Here is a 16,436-nt window from a genome sequence, read left to right as displayed (position 1 = left end):
TCGCATGTCTAAAAAAATTACGATTTCCGATTTCAAAAATTTACAAGCTCAATTTGAAGGAGAGCTATACTTTGATAATTCTGCGGCTCACCAAGCCCAAAAAGTTATCTATTCTACAGATGCTTCCGTTTATCAAGAAAAACCGCTTGCTGTAGCCATTCCCCAAAATACCACCGATTTACAACATTTAATTCGGCTAGCCAATCAGTTCCAAATAACACTTATTCCTAGGTCGGCGGGTACTTCGCTGGCAGGGCAGGTGGTTGGGAAGGGAATTGTGGTAGATATTTCAAAATATTTCACCCAAATTCTCGAAATCAATACCTCCGAGCGTTGGGTACGTGTACAACCCGGAGTTATCCGTGATGACCTCAATGCTATCCTAAAACCTTATGGATTACTTTTTGGCCCCGAAACCTCTACTTCAAGCCGTGCTATGATTGGTGGAATGATTGGTAATAATTCGTGTGGGTTACATTCTATTGTTTGGGGCGACACCCGTGACCACCTCTTGGCAGCCAAAGTATTATTGAGCGATGGTACTGAAACGACTTTTGAAGATATAGAAAAGCCTGCTTTCTATGAAAAAGCCCGACTACAAAACTTAGAAGGCGATATTTATCGAGAAGTCCATAAAGCTCTCAACAATCCTTTTAGCCAAGACGCTATTGAAAAAGCTTTTCCTAAAAAATCGTTGACACGAAGAAATACAGGCTATGCCTTAGACATCCTCAGTGACAATGAAATTTTTCAACATAATTCGGGAAAAACCTTTAATTTTTGTCGATTACTGGCAGGCTCGGAAGGAACGCTGGCTTTTGTTACGGAAGCCAAGCTTCGTTTATTACCACTGCCTCCTCAAGAAGCAGCCCTTGTGTGTATCCACTGCAACTCTATTGCCGACTCGCTACATGCCAACCTGATTGCCCTAAAATACCGCCCTATGGCCTCAGAATTGGTAGATAAGTATATATTAGATTTTACCAACGGACACCACGAGTACCACAAAAATCGCTTTTTTATTGAGGGCGACCCCAAGGCTATTCTGATGGTTGAGTTCATGGCCAATAGCCAAGACGAAATCACTCAAATCGCCAATACCATGATTGACGAGCTGAAGGCTGCGGGGTATGGTTATGCTTATCCGATTATTAGAGGGCAAGATACCAAGCCCGCTTGGGATGTTCGTAAAGCTGGTTTGGGGCTTATCCGAAACCTTCCTGGCGACCTTCAACCTGTTAATTTGATTGAAGATTGTGCCGTTTTGCCCGAAGATTTACCCAACTATATCGCCGATTTACAAGAGCTTTTGGCCAAACATCAGCTCAATGCCTCTTATTATGCCCATGCTGGTGCTGGCGAATTGCACGTTGAGCCAATGATTAACCTCAAAACCCTCGAAGGTAAAGAGCTTTTTAGAACAGTACTCAAAGAAACAGCCGTATTGGTCAAAAAATACGGTGGCTCGTTGAGTGGCGAACATGGCGATGGTCGACTTCGTGGGGAATTTATTGAATATATGATGGGTACAGAAGTATATGGCTTGTTCCGAGAAATCAAGAAAATCTTTGACCCCAAAAATATCTTCAATGCCCATAAAATCGTGGATACTCCGCCGATGAACGAGTTTCTACGTTTTGAAGCAGGCAAAGCAAAACCACAAATTGATACCATTTTTGATTTTAGCAAACAAGAAAGTATTTTACGCTTGGCCGAAAAATGTTCAGGGTCGGGCGACTGCCGTAAAACACAAGTAACAGGCGGTACTATGTGTCCAAGTTATATGGCCACCCGCCAAGAAAAAGACACTACCCGAGCAAGAGCCAATGTACTTCGACAGTTTTTGACCAATTCAGATAAGCCCAACCGATTTGCTCATGAAGAAATCAAGGAAGTGATGGATTTGTGTCTTTCTTGCAAAGGTTGTAAATCTGAATGCCCTTCGCAAGTAGATATTACCAAAATGAAAGCTGAGTTTTTGCAACATTACTACGATACCAATGGAATACCCCTCCGAACCAAAATGGTGGGCAACTTCACCCAATCGCAGGCATTGGGTATGCTTATGCCAAGGGTTTATAATTTCTTTGCTAGCAATACTTTTACTAGTAAGCTTATCAAAAAAACGCTTGGCTTTGCACAACAAAGAACACTGCCTACTTTGGGTAAAACCACCCTACGAGACTGGCAAATAAAACGCCTAAAAACACAGGAGAAAAGACAAAAAAATAGTATTGCATCACTCAAAACTAAGGCTAGCAAAGCACGCAAGCAAGGTAAAGTATATTTGTTTTGTGATGAGTTTACCAACTATAACGACGTTGAGCTTGGGCAAAAAACCATTTTGTTGTTAACAGCCTTGGGCTACGAAGTACATATTCCGATGCACTTAGAAAGTGGACGTACCTATTTGTCGAAAGGTTTGGTCCGAGATGCCCAGAAAATAGCCATTCAGAATGTACAATTACTGGCAAAAGCACTCGAAGACCAAAGTCCTATTTTGGGGATAGAACCCTCGGCAATTTTGACACTGCGTGATGAATATCTCGACTTAGTACCACCCGAATACCGTGCTCAGGCCGAATTAGTAGCCGACAACACTTATCTTATCGACGAATTTTTGGCACAGGAAATAGACAAAAAACGTATTACCAAAGACTTATTTACCAAAGAGAAAAAGCTTATAAAACTGCACGGGCATTGTCATCAAAAGGCTTTATCGTCGCTAATACCTACCAAAAAATTATTGTCATTGCCCGAAAATTACGAAGTACAGCTTATTCCTTCGGGGTGCTGCGGTATGGCAGGCTCGTTTGGCTATGAAGAAGAGCACTACGAAACCTCCATGAAAATCGGAGAGCTGGTATTGTTTCCTACAATCCGCCAACAAAGCAACGACGTAATTATTGCAGCTCCAGGTACAAGCTGCCGCCACCAAATTAAGGATGGAACTAACCGTATAGCCCTGCATCCAGTAGAAATTTTATGGAATGCCCTGAACGATTAAAGAGCAAATATGCTTTCAGAATAACGCTGTCGATGGTTATTCTGAAAGCTGCATAATTAAGGAGTACGAACAAAATAAAGTATTTTTGCCCAATACTTGATTTTAATAAAGAATAGGACTTAATTTACTATTCCTTTTAATACAATTTTAGTATAACCCGACCCCAAAGTATAGAAGTTACTAAGTATCATGAAAAAACTATTACTCCTTTCGCTACTCTCTAGCTTTTGGCAACATGGCTTTGGACAGCAAAATCAGTTGCTAGCATCCTCCAAAAAAGATTCTTCCAACATTTTCATTGGAGATATGCACGCCAAAGAACGTGTTGAATCGGTAGCTATTGCTCGCAAATATGCTATTTCTCAGCTCAAAAAAGACCTAGAAGTTTTGGAAAAAGGTAACAAAAGTACCTTGTCCAACGAACTATCGGCTTCCAATAGCGAACGAACCCTAGCCAATGAAACCTTTTCGCTGTATTTAGCCAAGCTCGACAAAAAATACAAAGCCGATATTCGCTCGATTGAGACTGACAATATCCGAGATATTTTTCAGATTGAACAAAAAAGTGAAATCAAGCGTCGACATTCGCATGTGGTTTCTGCCCAGTGTTTTTCATCCAAAAATGAGGGTAATTATATTAAAATGAACGACCTCGATGGCGAAGAAATCGTAGGCTTTCCTCTCGAAAACTTTAAAGGTAACTCACGCTATGGCCTTGTCGAAAACTTTCACCAAGGCTTTGCCCGTATTAAAAAAGACCAAGTATTTGGCTTTCTTAACTATTGTGGCGACGAAGTGATTCCTTGCCAATTTGATAAAGCCGATATTTTTAACGACGGAAAAGCTTTGGTCAAAAAATATGAATGGTATTTTATAGATGTATATGGCAACGAAAGCGAAGCCCTCGAAAATATTGTAGATGCTAAAGCCTTAAAGTATGGAATTAGTGTTGCAAAGTTTAAAAATGGAAAATTTGCCCTTATTGATAATAGCTACGATGTTAGTAAAAAAGTGCTTTCTGAATACTACGACGACATTAGTATTTTCAACAAAGACCTTTTCCGTATAAAGCTTGGTAAATATTATGGACTGATTAAACTAGACGGTAGCGTAAAAATCGACCCAATATACGACAACCTAAATTCGACTACCGAACAAGGCAAATGGATGATTATTGAACAAAATAAAAAAGTGGGCTTGATGGATACCGATGGCAATATCAGGCTTAAACCCACTTTTGAAAGCATCAGCAATATTCAAATTGACCCAAGTATTGCGGTAGTTTCGTTGGGATTGGCCAAAGATGAAACAGGTTTTAAAATTATCGACTTCAAGGATTTGAGAATCAGCAAAACCTATCAGGCTATTGGCGAATTTAATAAATATGGATTGGCTCAGGTAAAAGATGGCAAGTATTTTGGCTTTATCAATACCGACCTACAAGTTGTTATTGAGCCTATTTATCGTTCGTTGGGTACTTTCAATCAATATGGCCTTATTTCGGCTTGTAAAGATGGTAACAACAATGCCTTACGTTGTGGATATATCAAGCACGATGGTACAGAGGTGATTCCTCTGGCATTTGATGAAGTGGCCAATTTCAATAAATTTGGTTTGGTGGTTGTTCGTGAAAATGCCAAAAACTGTAGTATGCCTTCGGGCAACTGTAAAGTAGACATGGTTTTTGATAAGTCGGGTACAATGATTATTGGCAAAACCAACGAAGTAGCTCCTATTGGTATCAGATACGCCACCACCGATACTATTTTTAATGGTAGCTATATTGTCATCAAAACATTTACCCCTACCAAAAACGGCGATGACGAAATGGAATTTAACTTGGTAGAAAGAAACAATGTAAAACGTATTACTACCCAAGGCTATAAATCTATTCGGAAATACGATAGCAACTTGCTATTCCCTGTGCAAAAAGAAGGCAAATGGGGGCTTATTGATACCTCTGGAAAGGTCGTAGCCAAGCCCGCCTACAAAGAAATGCTTTATTCAACAGAGGGGCTATATGGCGTAAAGTTTGACAATAATAAGTATGGCTTTATCGACAAAAAAGGGAAAGTACAGATAGCCTTCGATTATGACGAAATCAGGCCATTCAACAATGGCTTAGCGATTGTTTCTAAAGGTGGTGGCAAACTCGGTATTATCAACCGCTTCAATGCCAAAATTGCCCCATGTTATTTTAGCGAAATCAATATTTTACCTGCTACCAAGCAGTTTGAGCTAATTGATACCAGCGGTAGTAAATATATTCTCAATAGCCTCGGCGATTGTGTAACCAACTGCGGCAAGTTTGACGAAATCCGAAAACTTGCCAACCAATAAACTGATTCAGTTTTTTTGTTGTATTTTTGCAAAATCCATTACCTAATTCAAGGTAATGGATTTTAATTTTTATGCCATGTTATTACATAATATTACTTTCAATATCGATACCAACGAGGAGTTAGATTTTCTTCAATGGATGAAATCAAACCATGTTCCTGCGGTTATGCAAACAGGTTTACCAACCAGTTTCAAAGTTCTCAAATTATTAACAGAAGTGAATAATGGAGGTTCTACTTTTTCGTTTCAATATTCTTTTGAAACACCCGAAACTTTCGAGACGTTTGAAACGGTTCATTTTGATGATATTATCCAAAAAGTAGATGAGCGTTATCGAGGAAAATATGTATTCTTTGCAAGCTTGCTACAGGAGTTATAGCAAATTTGTGAAGTGTTGCTTCTTTTATCTTGTCCAAGAATAGAATATCTCGGACAAGATAAAAGCTTTGGCTATATCAACCCAATAGTTCTGAAAGCCTGCTTCTATTTGGCTTCCAATAATTGTATTAGTTCGTCGAATATACGAGGGTCGCTTGGTCGCTTGGCCTCTTTTTGTACAATTTCACCCTTTTTATTAATCATAATATACCTTGGGATAGACTGAATATTAAACACCTTTGCCGCATTCGACTCCCAGCCTCCTACCGAATGTAAATTTAGTCCATTTTGTAAATTGTAGTTTTGAACACCTTTTTTCCAATTCTGCTCATATTCATCAATCGAAATATATAAAAATACTATATCTTTTTTCTGCTTGTTAGAGAATTTGTCGTAGAGCAACTTAGAGAAAGGAAACTCCTGAATACAAGGCTTGCACCACGATGCCCAAAAATCTATATATACTACTTTCCCTTTTAGACTCGCCAACGATATGGTATCGCCTTGCAGCGAAATAGCTTTGAAAGAATTACTTTTATCGCCTTTAGGGGCTGGTTGTACCACTACTTCTTTCTTCGTCAATATATCATTGCATTTTTCCTTTACCAACAATGCCACTCTATCGGCATCGGGGGTTACGCTAAGAGCTTCAAAAGTATTTCGAGCCACCGAAGGTAGCACTTGGTCGCACTGGGTATAAAGCAGATACGCCAAGAAAAACTGATATGACTGAATTGGTAGATTTTCACGGGCAAACTTATGCTTGTCTATCATGGCCTTACTCATATCTTTATATTTCTCAAAATCATGGCTTTTTGAATTGAAATAGGTAACATAATACACCAAGAAATTGCGATAAGAAGACGCGATTAGGGCATCGTCGGTAATCTTTTTGGTATCTAAACCCTCCAACAACGAGCTAGGTAACGACATCACTTTGGTTTGTGTCGTATTGGCATTGCCTCTGACAATTGGATAGGCCACCATATAATACCAATAATTCCAGCGAATTTGGTTTTCGAGATAACGCTTGAACGATGCTGAAAACTTCGGATAATCCACATACTTTTTGTAGTAATCAGATTGAGCTTTTTTGGCATCAAACAGCTCCATTTCCCAAGTATCAATGGGTATATTTTGGGCATTGGCCAGTACTTTAGGCGAACTAAAATTATCAGCAAATTTTTGGTAGAATCCATTCAAAAAATGATTTTCTAAAGCTTGATCGCCCTTGATTACTAACGATTTTTGAAAATCTTTGCCGTCAAACGCAATCGTAGTTTGGTTGGCATGCGTCAAATATATCAGCAGTTGATATTGCTTATATCTTATCTCAACGATTCCCTCGCTGGCTATTCCTACCTGAAAACTATTCCCTTGGTTGCTTTTATCAATAACAAACTGTTGTGTTTGGGGTTTTATGCCCAAATACAGAGGGTCGTACAAAACCCTGAGGGTATCACCAATTGCATTTGTTGTATTGATATTGATAACAGCCTGCTGTGATTGAGCAACTAAGCTTATACCAAATAATAAGCAAGTAATTAATATTTTTTTCATATAATTTTCAGAGCTATTAGACAACATAATAATATACGTAACTCTGTCTAAAACAGATGTATCTATAACTTATTTTTTCCAGTTTTTCTCTAGGTATCCTCGTACTTTTTTGGTCCAGATAGTATACCCTTTGGCATTTAGGTGAAGCTTATCAGCCACAAATATATCTGGCATTAGCTCGCCAGAAGGTAAAAAGAAATCGTCATGAACATTCAGGTATTTGAGTTTTTTCTCTTTTTTACAATAATCATCAATCAAACGGTTGGCCAGTTTTTGTTTTTCTAATGCCGCCAATCGTGCCAAACTTGGACGAATAGAAATATAAACTACCTTGGTTTTGGGCAATTGTGTTTTTACTTTTCCTACAAATTCTTTAAAGTCGGCAAATACTACTTCAGGAGATTTACCTGCATTAATATCGTTGTCACCTTCATACAATAGAATTAAAGCGGGTTTGTATTTTGACACAATTCTATCAAAATAATAATTGGCATCGCTCATTTGCGAGCCTCCAAAACCTCGATTGATAACAGGAAAACCTTGCAAATCTTGCTGCCAAGTATTCCAAAGCCGTAAAGAAGAACTACCTACCAACAATATTTTTTGAGGTACAGGCATTTTTAGCGAATCTTGCTTTTCAAAAGCGAGTATCTCTTTTTCAAATTGATTTTGCGTAAAACCTACAAATGATACAAGTAATAGTAAAATGAAAAGTGTTTTTGAGATAAGATTGTGTGTTTTCATCTGAGTTGAATAGTGTTTTTAATGTAATTGTGTGATTTAGGGAATTGGGAGGTATTTATTTCGTGGAGTGAACACTAATCTAATGATTCATTGAGCATTAATGATGGTTTTGAAAAAATATAGCTTTTAAAAAACACTTACATCCACATAACTTACCATTCATCTATTCTATCACCATTCTATAGTTTTTTGCCCATTTTTTTCAAGATACACATTGGCCTGCGAAAAATGCTTGTTGCCAAACCATCCACCTTGGTTGGCCGACATAGGCGAAGGGTGTTTCGATTTCAAAACAAGGTGTTTCTGGGTATTGATTACAGCCCCTTTATCTTGGGCATATTTTCCCCAAAGCATAAATACTACCCCTTCTTTTTCGTCTGAAATACGCTTAATAACAGCATCTGTAAACTGCTCCCAACCTTGTTTTTGGTGAGAGCCAGCCGTACTTGCCCGTACCGTAAGCGTAGCATTGAGCAACAAAACGCCTTGTGTTGCCCAGCGTTCGAGATTACCCGAAGTAGGCATATCTATTCCCAAATCATCTTTAATTTCTTTGAAAATATTGACCAATGACGGAGGTAGTGCCACACCATCGTTTACCGAAAACGACAAACCCATTGCTTGACGTGGCCCATGATAGGGGTCTTGACCTAAAATAACTACTTTGGTATCGTCAAAAGAACATTTATCGAAGGCATTAAAAATCAATTTCCCTGGAGGATACACCACATGATTGGCGTATTCGTTTTTGACAAATGTTACCAAATTGGTGAAATAAGGCTTTTCAAATTCATCAGCAAGCCTTGTTTTCCAAGACTCAGCAATTTTTACATTCATATAGATGATAATTTTGTAAAATTAAGACAAAGCACACACACTTGAAACTACAAACCTAGAATTGGACAAAATGACTACATTATAAAATACGTAGAAAAAAGTGTTTTGTTGACTTATAAAATATTAAAGCTGAAATCTCTTCTTTCGTTTGTATAGCTTTATACCCCAAAATAATAACCCCTAAATTATTGGTAATAAGGCATCTTTAGTAGTGTTTATCTGATTTGGCAAAAATACAGTTTTCTTATCTTATTAATTTTTGTAAGTATCCATTCTTCTAAATCAAATTTCCTCATGTAGATTTGTAGCAAATCTACGTATTTTAGCTTTGCACACAATAACTTTTAAATGAGGATGGTTACTGTTTCAAGGAATTATCTTTAATTTTATAGGGTTAATATAGAAAACACAAAAACGAAAGAAGGTTGATTTTTTAATTCTGTGTGTGTTTTTGACTATTTACTCCATTTATTTTGTAGTGCTGCTATTAAGTACAGAGTACTTAATAATCAGTACAATATTTTGAGATTCAACAGTGGGGTATTCTATAATTTCTGAAGCAAAAGCCCAAATTCTTTGGACATCATTACTTCAAATATAGGATTTATCTAACTACTCAATAGTGAATCACTCAACAGCCAACTCGCTTAGCAACCCTACCAATGGATGATTTGAGGGGTCGTGTTGGTAAACAAAACTTAAGAAGTTCGGAACTTTTTGAATATTATATCTATGGTATCGGCAATAACTCACGGTGTAAAAGTAAGTGTGGTAACAGAATATCAAGCTGAATATTCTAATCCATATCATGCTCATTTTGTATTTTCTTACAAAATCAAAATTGAAAATGAAAGTGATTTTACAGTTAAGCTACTTCGCAGACACTGGTATATTTATGATGCCAATGGCCTTATTCGTGAAGTAGAAGGTGAGGGGGTAGTTGGTCAACAACCCACCCTTGAACCAGGGCAATCGCACGAGTATTCGAGTGGTTGTAACCTCAATACTTCTATTGGCAAAATGGCTGGTACTTACCAAATGGAAAGGGTATTTGATGGCAAACTATTCAATGTAGTTATTCCTGATTTTACCATGACAGCCCCCTACCGTCTCAATTAGGCATCTGCCTTCAGTTAACAAAGTATAACCATTGATTCAGCATTATCTCAAATACCTTATAAAAGCCAAGGACGAGCATTCGATACACTCTCCATTTGTTTTTGAACTATATTGTCGGGTTATTAAGTCGAGTAAAAGTAAGTATTTCCAACTCGTCAGAATGATTCCTGACGATGCCAATACCCCTCGTAATATTGAAGGAAATCAAAGCTTGTTTGCTCAGATCGAGCAACTTCGTAAAAGCCTTCTTCACAATACCAGTAGTATTACTATTACTGATTTTGGGGCAGGCTCGCGAGTCTATAAAAATAATCAAAGAACTATCGGACAGATTGCCCGTAGCGCCCAAAAGCCTAGCAAATTTGGGCAACTGCTTTATCGCTTGGTGAAATTTTTTCAACCTCAAGTTATTTTCGATCTAGGGACATCACTTGGGCTTACTACGTTATACCAAGCTCATGGCAACCCACAGGCTCAGGTTTTTACTTTTGAAGGATGCCCACAAACAGCAGCGTATGCCCAAAAACATTTTGAGCAACTTCAAGCCAATAATATCACACTTGTAATAGGCAATTTAAACGAAACGTTACAAAATCAAATCGAGCAAGTACCTCAGATAGACTTTGCGTTTTTTGATGCCAATCATAGGTACGAACCCACTATCCAGTACTTTGAAGCTTGCTTGAATAAGGCTACAGCTTCGTCGTTATTTGTTTTTGATGACATTCATTGGTCTAGCGAAATGTATCAGGCCTGGCAATATATCAAGGCTCATCCCAAGGTATTTATAACAATAGATTTGTTTTTTGTAGGTTTAGTATTTTTTCGTAACAAACAGCCCAAACAGCATTTTACACTCAAATTTTAGGTGCGAAAAGCCTCATTAATTACTCCTATTTAGTTCCTATTTTATTAATAAAATAGGCTACCAATGCTATAATCACTACCTCAAACAACAACAAAGCATTTACAATACCTAGAGCATCGGACAAATAACCCAACAAAATTACGGGAATACCAAAGCCAATATATCCAAAAAACATATATCCCGCCACGGCTCTAGCACGTTGGGCCCCACCCAAGTTGGCAATAATAGCCAAACCACCCAAATAATTAAACCCGTATGCCGACATCCCAATCATAGCTGTACCCGATAATATAATCCAGAATTGCTCATAAGCACATCCAGCAATGATTAGCCCAAAACCTATTGGTAGTAATATAAAACCAATTTTGACAGATTTTTGCGGGTTAAGTTCTCGAATAAAAGGTTGTAAGAAAGCTCCTGTCCAATTAATCAGTACCAAACAAAAGCCCGCAAAAGCAGAAAGCCCCATGTGAGCCAACTGCCCTGGTACAATAGCAATAATAGTACCCGTAATAGCCCAACAAATACCAATACCCATATTGACAGCAAACGAGCCATCTGGAAAATAAGGCAAACGCATAACCTTTCCTCCTATCGGGGGCAAATTGGGTAATTTAATCATCAGTACTAGGCCAACAAAGGTAATTACCAACAAAATATAATAGCTCAGTGGCACAAGAGTAAACTCTTGTAACAGCAATAAAGTAGTGGCCAAAGCTCCTCCACTAAACCCTATTGCTGTAGAAAATGAAGCCAAATTGGCTGCTTGAGTAGCAGGATTTTTCTCTGATTTTAAAATCTCGGTCAAGTATGCTGTCCCTGTCCCCATACTCAGCCCCAAAGATATTCCCTGAAAAAATCGGGCAAATATCAAAGCATAAACATCTGGAAAAGCGGTAATAATACTTGTAGCAATAAAAGCAAAAATAACGCTCAATAACATAATAGGTTTACGCCCTACTTTATCCGAAATACCTCCTAAAAAGATATAACAAGGCAACATCCCCGAAATATAAGAAGCCAAAACCAAGGCAGTTTGGCCGTTTCCTAAACCTGCTCGCTGGGCATAAATCCTAAATAAAGGCATTGATACATTCACAGCCAAGGTAACCAACAACATAGAATATGCAACAATATATTTAGCTACTCGCTGAGAATACATGATATATGATTAATTTTATACTTCATTTGAGAAAAAACAGATTAGTAGTATTTTAGTAGCCTTAATTTTGGATAATACGTAAAATACGCTTTTTCATTAAAACTTTGTCTATTAATAAATATTCAGCAATAGAATTTCTTCGTATTTCTGAAAAATATTGATAAATTGGTACTACTATCGCAATTCAATCATCGCTGATTCGGTTTCAAATATCATCAAAAGCATTGTTTTATTATAAGTTTTTTTTGCTTAATGTATTATATACGGCACGATATTCTCTTTGAATAATTTACTACTTGTGGTACAAATACGGGTATCCTCCTCAATAGCCTTTTAAAAAAATTAAAAATCAGATTGCACAATAATACACAAGCACCTGACAATCAATAAAATATACTTTATTTGTACACTTACCCAGCCTAAGTAATTGAACAAATACTTGGTAACTGTTGGTTTTATCTTCCTTGATTCGAGATACCAACCACAAAAAATACCTAGTAGTATATATGTGAAAAGACCAGCTAATTTTGTCCAACAACCTAACTTGCAATTAATTTGAATTACTTATTTAATCAGCTTGTGAATATTGTATCGCCAAAAAAATATCATTATTTATTGGCTATTGTAACTTCAAAAAATATAGATTTTATCCAATATACAACCAAGGCTTTTTACTCAACTGCCATAAGGAAGGCTATTGATATATTCCAACACCAGATTACCGCCATACATTACCAAAGGAATATTGCAAAATCCAGCCATAGTTCAGGATAAAATGCCTTCACACAATACCCCCAAAAAAAGAGTCTGGTAGTAAAGTTAGATTTTGAAATAGTGAAAAAATAAATGAACACGAACGAAATAGAGCTCCTAAAGTTAGAGTTAGCACAAGAAAAAAAAGCCCGTTTACAGGCCGAATTAGTGCTTGAGAGTAAAGCGTTGGAACTGTTTGAGTCCAACCAGAGCCTTATCAAACTCAACCAAAAACTCGAAGCTCAAATACACGAAAAGGTATCGGAACTTGGACAAAGCGAGCGTCGATATAAGCAACTAATTGAGTCGGTTCAGGATATTATTTACAAAATGTCGCCCGATGGCTATTTTTCTTTTGTCAACCCTGTCGTAGAGCAATGCCTTGGCTATTCCGAAACCGAAATTGTTGGCAAACACTTTGCTGAACTAGTACTTCCCGAATACCGTGAGTCACTTATCAGCTTCTATGCTGAAATGGTAACACTTCGCAAGGAAAGTACTTACAACGAATTTCCTGTATACACCAAAAATGGTAACGTTGTGTGGATTGGGCAAACAGTACGCCTTATTGAAGAAAGTGATATTTTTGAACTAGTAGCTGTTGCCCGAGATATTACCAACCGCAAAGTCACAGAAGAAGCCCTAAAAAGCACTCAGATTAGGCTATCGACGCTTATTTCTAATATGCAATCGGGAATTTTGGTAGAGGATGAAAACCGAAAAATTATCCTTATCAATCAATTCCTTTGTGATATTTTACATATCAAAACTCCACCTGAATCTATTATTGGTATCGACTGCTCGGTAGCAATGAACGAATTGAAGGAGCATTTTCAAGAACCCGAAGAGTTTATTGCCAAGGTAAATACCCTTCTAAAAAACCGCCAGATGTTGGTCAATGAAACCATCTATATGGCCGATGGGCGGATTCTGGAACGAGACTATATTCCGATTTTTATCGATAATCACTATATGGGGCATTTGTGGCGTTATAACGATGTTACCGAAAAGTACCACGCCCAAGAAAATATCCGTAAAAGTGAAGAAAAGTACCGAGGTATCATGAACAACATGGAACTGGGCTTGCTTGAGGTAGACAACCACCAAACTATTGTACGAGCATATAATAAGTTTTGTAAAATGGTTGGCTACAAAGAGGAAGAACTCTTGGGTAAAAATGCCCAACAGCTTTTTCTTCCACCTGCTTATATGAAAATTTTGGAAGAACAGGATAAGCTTCGCAAACAAGGAAGTAGTAGCTCGTACGAAGTACCTATTATCAAAAAAGATGGTTCTATTTTATGGACGCTCATTAGTGGTGCTCCTATTATTGACGAAAATGGTATTACTACGGGTTCGATAGGTATTCATTACGATATTAATGAACGTAAGCTCCTTGAACAAGAACTAAGCCTTGCCAAACAAATTGCAGAAGATGCCCGACAAGCAGAAAAGCAGTTTTTGGCCAATATGAGCCACGAAATACGAACGCCTCTCAATGCCATTATTGGTATGGCTCATTTGTTGTTCGATACTCATCCCAATGCCCAACAATTTGAATACCTCGAAATACTAAGAAGCTCGGCCGATTTCCTTCATGGACTTATCTCGGACTTATTGGATATGGCCAAGATTGAAGCAGGCAAAATCGAAATTCATCATAGAGAGTTTGATTTGGTGGGTCTTCTCAAAACAGTTCAAAAAGTATTTGAAATCAAAATAGGTACACGTCCTATTGATGTAAAGGTAAAAATTGATTCAAAAGTCAATGGTACATATATTGGCGACGACCTATTGCTAAATCAAATTCTATTGAATTTGCTGGGTAATGCCGACAAATTTACCGAAAAAGGTAGTATTGAGCTTAGTGTCAAACAGGTAGATATTATTAGCGAAGATGAAGTATTACTAGAATTTCAGGTAGCCGATACTGGTATTGGTATTTCTGAAGAAAAGCTAGGACTGATTTTTCAGAAATTCAAACAAGTAAATCATCAAGGACACAAACAAAAAGGCACTGGCCTTGGGCTAGCTATTACCAAAGAACTTATCGAACTACAAGGCGGTAGTATTAGTGCAACCAGTATAGAAGGCCAACAAAGTGTATTTACGTTTGTATTGCCATATCGCAAAGGACACACAACAATTGTACAGCAACCCGCTAGCAGTCATTTTATTAATAGCAAAGATTTTGAAAATGGACATATTTTGGTAGTTGAAGACAACCTTATGAACCAAAAGTATATCTCTAGCTTATTAAGCAAATGGCACCGCCAGTTTACCGTAGTGTCCGACGGGCGACAAGCAGTAGAGCAAATTCAAAAGCATAAGTTTGATATTGTGTTTATGGATTTACAAATGCCTCACATGGACGGCTACGAGGCTACCATTGCCATTAGAAGTACCCAATCTCAAAACCAAAGTATTCCGATTGTGGCTCTAACGGCATCGGCTATGCTCGACCAAAAAGTTAAGGCTTTGGCTGTTGGTATGAACGACTTCCTTCCCAAGCCGTTTGCCCCAAATCAGCTATTTGAGATGTTACAAAAATATGCCAAAGCTGTTGATGAAGTGGCAAATATCCCCGAAGAAACGCAAGAAGAACCTTCCACAGCACAGGAATACGTCATCGACTTTCAGCGGCTCGACGAAATGTACGAAGGAGATATTGGCTACCAAACCGATATGTTCGATACTTTCCTGAACGATGTTTTGCCCGAATTTGATGAACTAATTACCCTCAATGAGCAGCTACACTTTATGGAAGTAAAAAAGTTAGCTCACAAACTCAAACCAACCTTGGGTATGGTTGGCCTTACTTATTTAGAAAAACAATTACAAGAAATAGAAAGAATTGCGGTAGAAAAGCCAGAATACGAAGAATTAAAAGCAATAATTTCTAGGTTTATTGCATCTTTGCAGCAAATTGTACCAACCTTAGAAAAAGAGTTGTTCCGCTTACAAAACCTTGAAAAACGATGAAGTTAAAATGTATTATTGTAGATGATGAATTAATGGCAAGAAAATCTCTACAAAAATTATGCGAACAAAATAGCTCTTTAGAATTGATTGCTTCTTGTGAAAATGCAGAACAAGCCCTTAAAGTATTAGAACAACATGAAATTGATTTGATTTGGCTAGATGTTGAAATGCCCGAATTGAGCGGATTTGATTTACTCGAAAAAATAACAACTATGCCACAGGTTATCTTGACAAGCTCTAAAACAGAGTATGCTTACGATGCCTTTCAATACCAAGTTACTGATTATTTGAAAAAACCTATTACTTCGCCAAGATTCAATTTGGCTGTAGAAAAGGTATTGGAACAAAGCCAAAAGAAAGAAAATACTCAAGCTCAGCACAACGAAATTTATATCAAACACGAAGGCCGTTATATTCGACTACCTTATTCAGATATTCAGTTTATCGAAAATATTGGCGACTATGTCAAGATATATACCAGTAAACAGGCTTATATCATACATACTACCATGAAGTCACTGGAAGAAAAGCTTGGCAAACAGTTTTTAAGAGTACATCGCTCGTATATTGTTCACCTCGAAAAGATTGTAGATATAGAAGAGAATAACCTCGTTATAGCCAACAAGGTTATTCCTATTAGTAGAGCCAACAAATCAGAGCTAATGAATCGCTTAAACATGCTATAA

Annotated in this window: 11 protein-coding genes; 7 read left to right on the top strand and 4 right to left on the bottom strand. The window is 37.6% G+C overall.

Annotation, left to right across the window (positions count from 1 at the left end):
- Positions 1–4 precede the first annotated feature (4 nt).
- The 3 genes from FLEMA_RS0105435 to FLEMA_RS0105425 all read left to right on the top strand — a co-directional run bounded on the left by FLEMA_RS0105435 (position 5) and on the right by FLEMA_RS0105425 (position 5,726).
- The gene (locus tag FLEMA_RS0105435; protein WP_044170866.1) at positions 5–3,007 is read left to right on the top strand and encodes an FAD-binding and (Fe-S)-binding domain-containing protein; all 3,003 of its coding nucleotides are present in this window, start codon (positions 5–7) and stop codon (positions 3,005–3,007) included.
- A gap of 189 nt (positions 3,008–3,196) precedes the next feature.
- Positions 3,197–5,347: a WG repeat-containing protein gene (locus FLEMA_RS0105430; protein ID WP_026994589.1), complete on the top strand. Its 2,151-nt coding sequence runs from the start codon at positions 3,197–3,199 to the stop codon at positions 5,345–5,347.
- A 76-nt stretch (positions 5,348–5,423) separates the two neighbouring features.
- Complete coding sequence (locus FLEMA_RS0105425) at positions 5,424–5,726, top strand: DUF4286 family protein (RefSeq protein WP_026994588.1); 303 nt, start codon at positions 5,424–5,426, stop codon at positions 5,724–5,726.
- A gap of 104 nt (positions 5,727–5,830) precedes the next feature.
- On the opposite strand, the gene FLEMA_RS67580 is transcribed toward FLEMA_RS0105425, so the two are convergent.
- From FLEMA_RS67580 to ung, 3 genes are all read right to left on the bottom strand, one after another.
- Complete coding sequence (locus tag FLEMA_RS67580) at positions 5,831–7,285, bottom strand: TlpA family protein disulfide reductase (RefSeq protein WP_159102654.1); 1,455 nt, start codon at positions 7,283–7,285, stop codon at positions 5,831–5,833.
- Positions 7,286–7,354: 69 nt separating this feature from the next.
- Positions 7,355–8,029, bottom strand: a complete 675-nt coding sequence (locus FLEMA_RS0105415) for a GDSL-type esterase/lipase family protein (protein ID WP_044170863.1) — start codon at positions 8,027–8,029, stop codon at positions 7,355–7,357.
- A gap of 171 nt (positions 8,030–8,200) precedes the next feature.
- Positions 8,201–8,866 (bottom strand): uracil-DNA glycosylase, encoded by a 666-nt coding sequence (gene ung / locus FLEMA_RS0105410; RefSeq protein WP_026994586.1) that lies wholly within the window; start codon positions 8,864–8,866, stop codon positions 8,201–8,203.
- Positions 8,867–9,598: 732 nt separating this feature from the next.
- On the opposite strand from ung, the gene apaG reads away from it, so the two are divergent.
- Both apaG and FLEMA_RS0105400 read left to right on the top strand, forming a co-directional pair.
- Complete coding sequence (apaG, locus tag FLEMA_RS0105405; RefSeq protein ID WP_026994585.1) at positions 9,599–9,985, top strand: Co2+/Mg2+ efflux facilitator ApaG/CorD; 387 nt, start codon at positions 9,599–9,601, stop codon at positions 9,983–9,985.
- Positions 9,986–10,016: 31 nt separating this feature from the next.
- Complete coding sequence (locus tag FLEMA_RS0105400) at positions 10,017–10,853, top strand: O-methyltransferase (protein ID WP_026994584.1); 837 nt, start codon at positions 10,017–10,019, stop codon at positions 10,851–10,853.
- A gap of 25 nt (positions 10,854–10,878) precedes the next feature.
- Here FLEMA_RS0105400 and FLEMA_RS0105395 read toward each other — a convergent pair whose 3' ends face one another.
- Positions 10,879–12,015: an MFS transporter gene (locus tag FLEMA_RS0105395; protein WP_026994583.1), complete on the bottom strand. Its 1,137-nt coding sequence runs from the start codon at positions 12,013–12,015 to the stop codon at positions 10,879–10,881.
- 846 nt (positions 12,016–12,861) lie between these two features.
- Here FLEMA_RS0105395 and FLEMA_RS0105385 point away from each other — a divergent pair.
- Complete coding sequence (locus tag FLEMA_RS0105385) at positions 12,862–15,750, top strand: PAS domain S-box protein (protein WP_026994581.1); 2,889 nt, start codon at positions 12,862–12,864, stop codon at positions 15,748–15,750.
- Entirely contained in the window at positions 15,747–16,436 is a 690-nt protein-coding gene (locus FLEMA_RS0105380; protein WP_026994580.1) for a LytR/AlgR family response regulator transcription factor, read from the top strand. The genes FLEMA_RS0105385 and FLEMA_RS0105380 overlap by 4 nt, the downstream gene beginning before the upstream one ends.

The organism is Flectobacillus major DSM 103, assembly GCF_000427405.1.
GTDB classification, from domain to species: domain Bacteria; phylum Bacteroidota; class Bacteroidia; order Cytophagales; family Spirosomataceae; genus Flectobacillus; species Flectobacillus major.
This window is presented reverse-complemented; position numbering and strand designations above follow the sequence as displayed.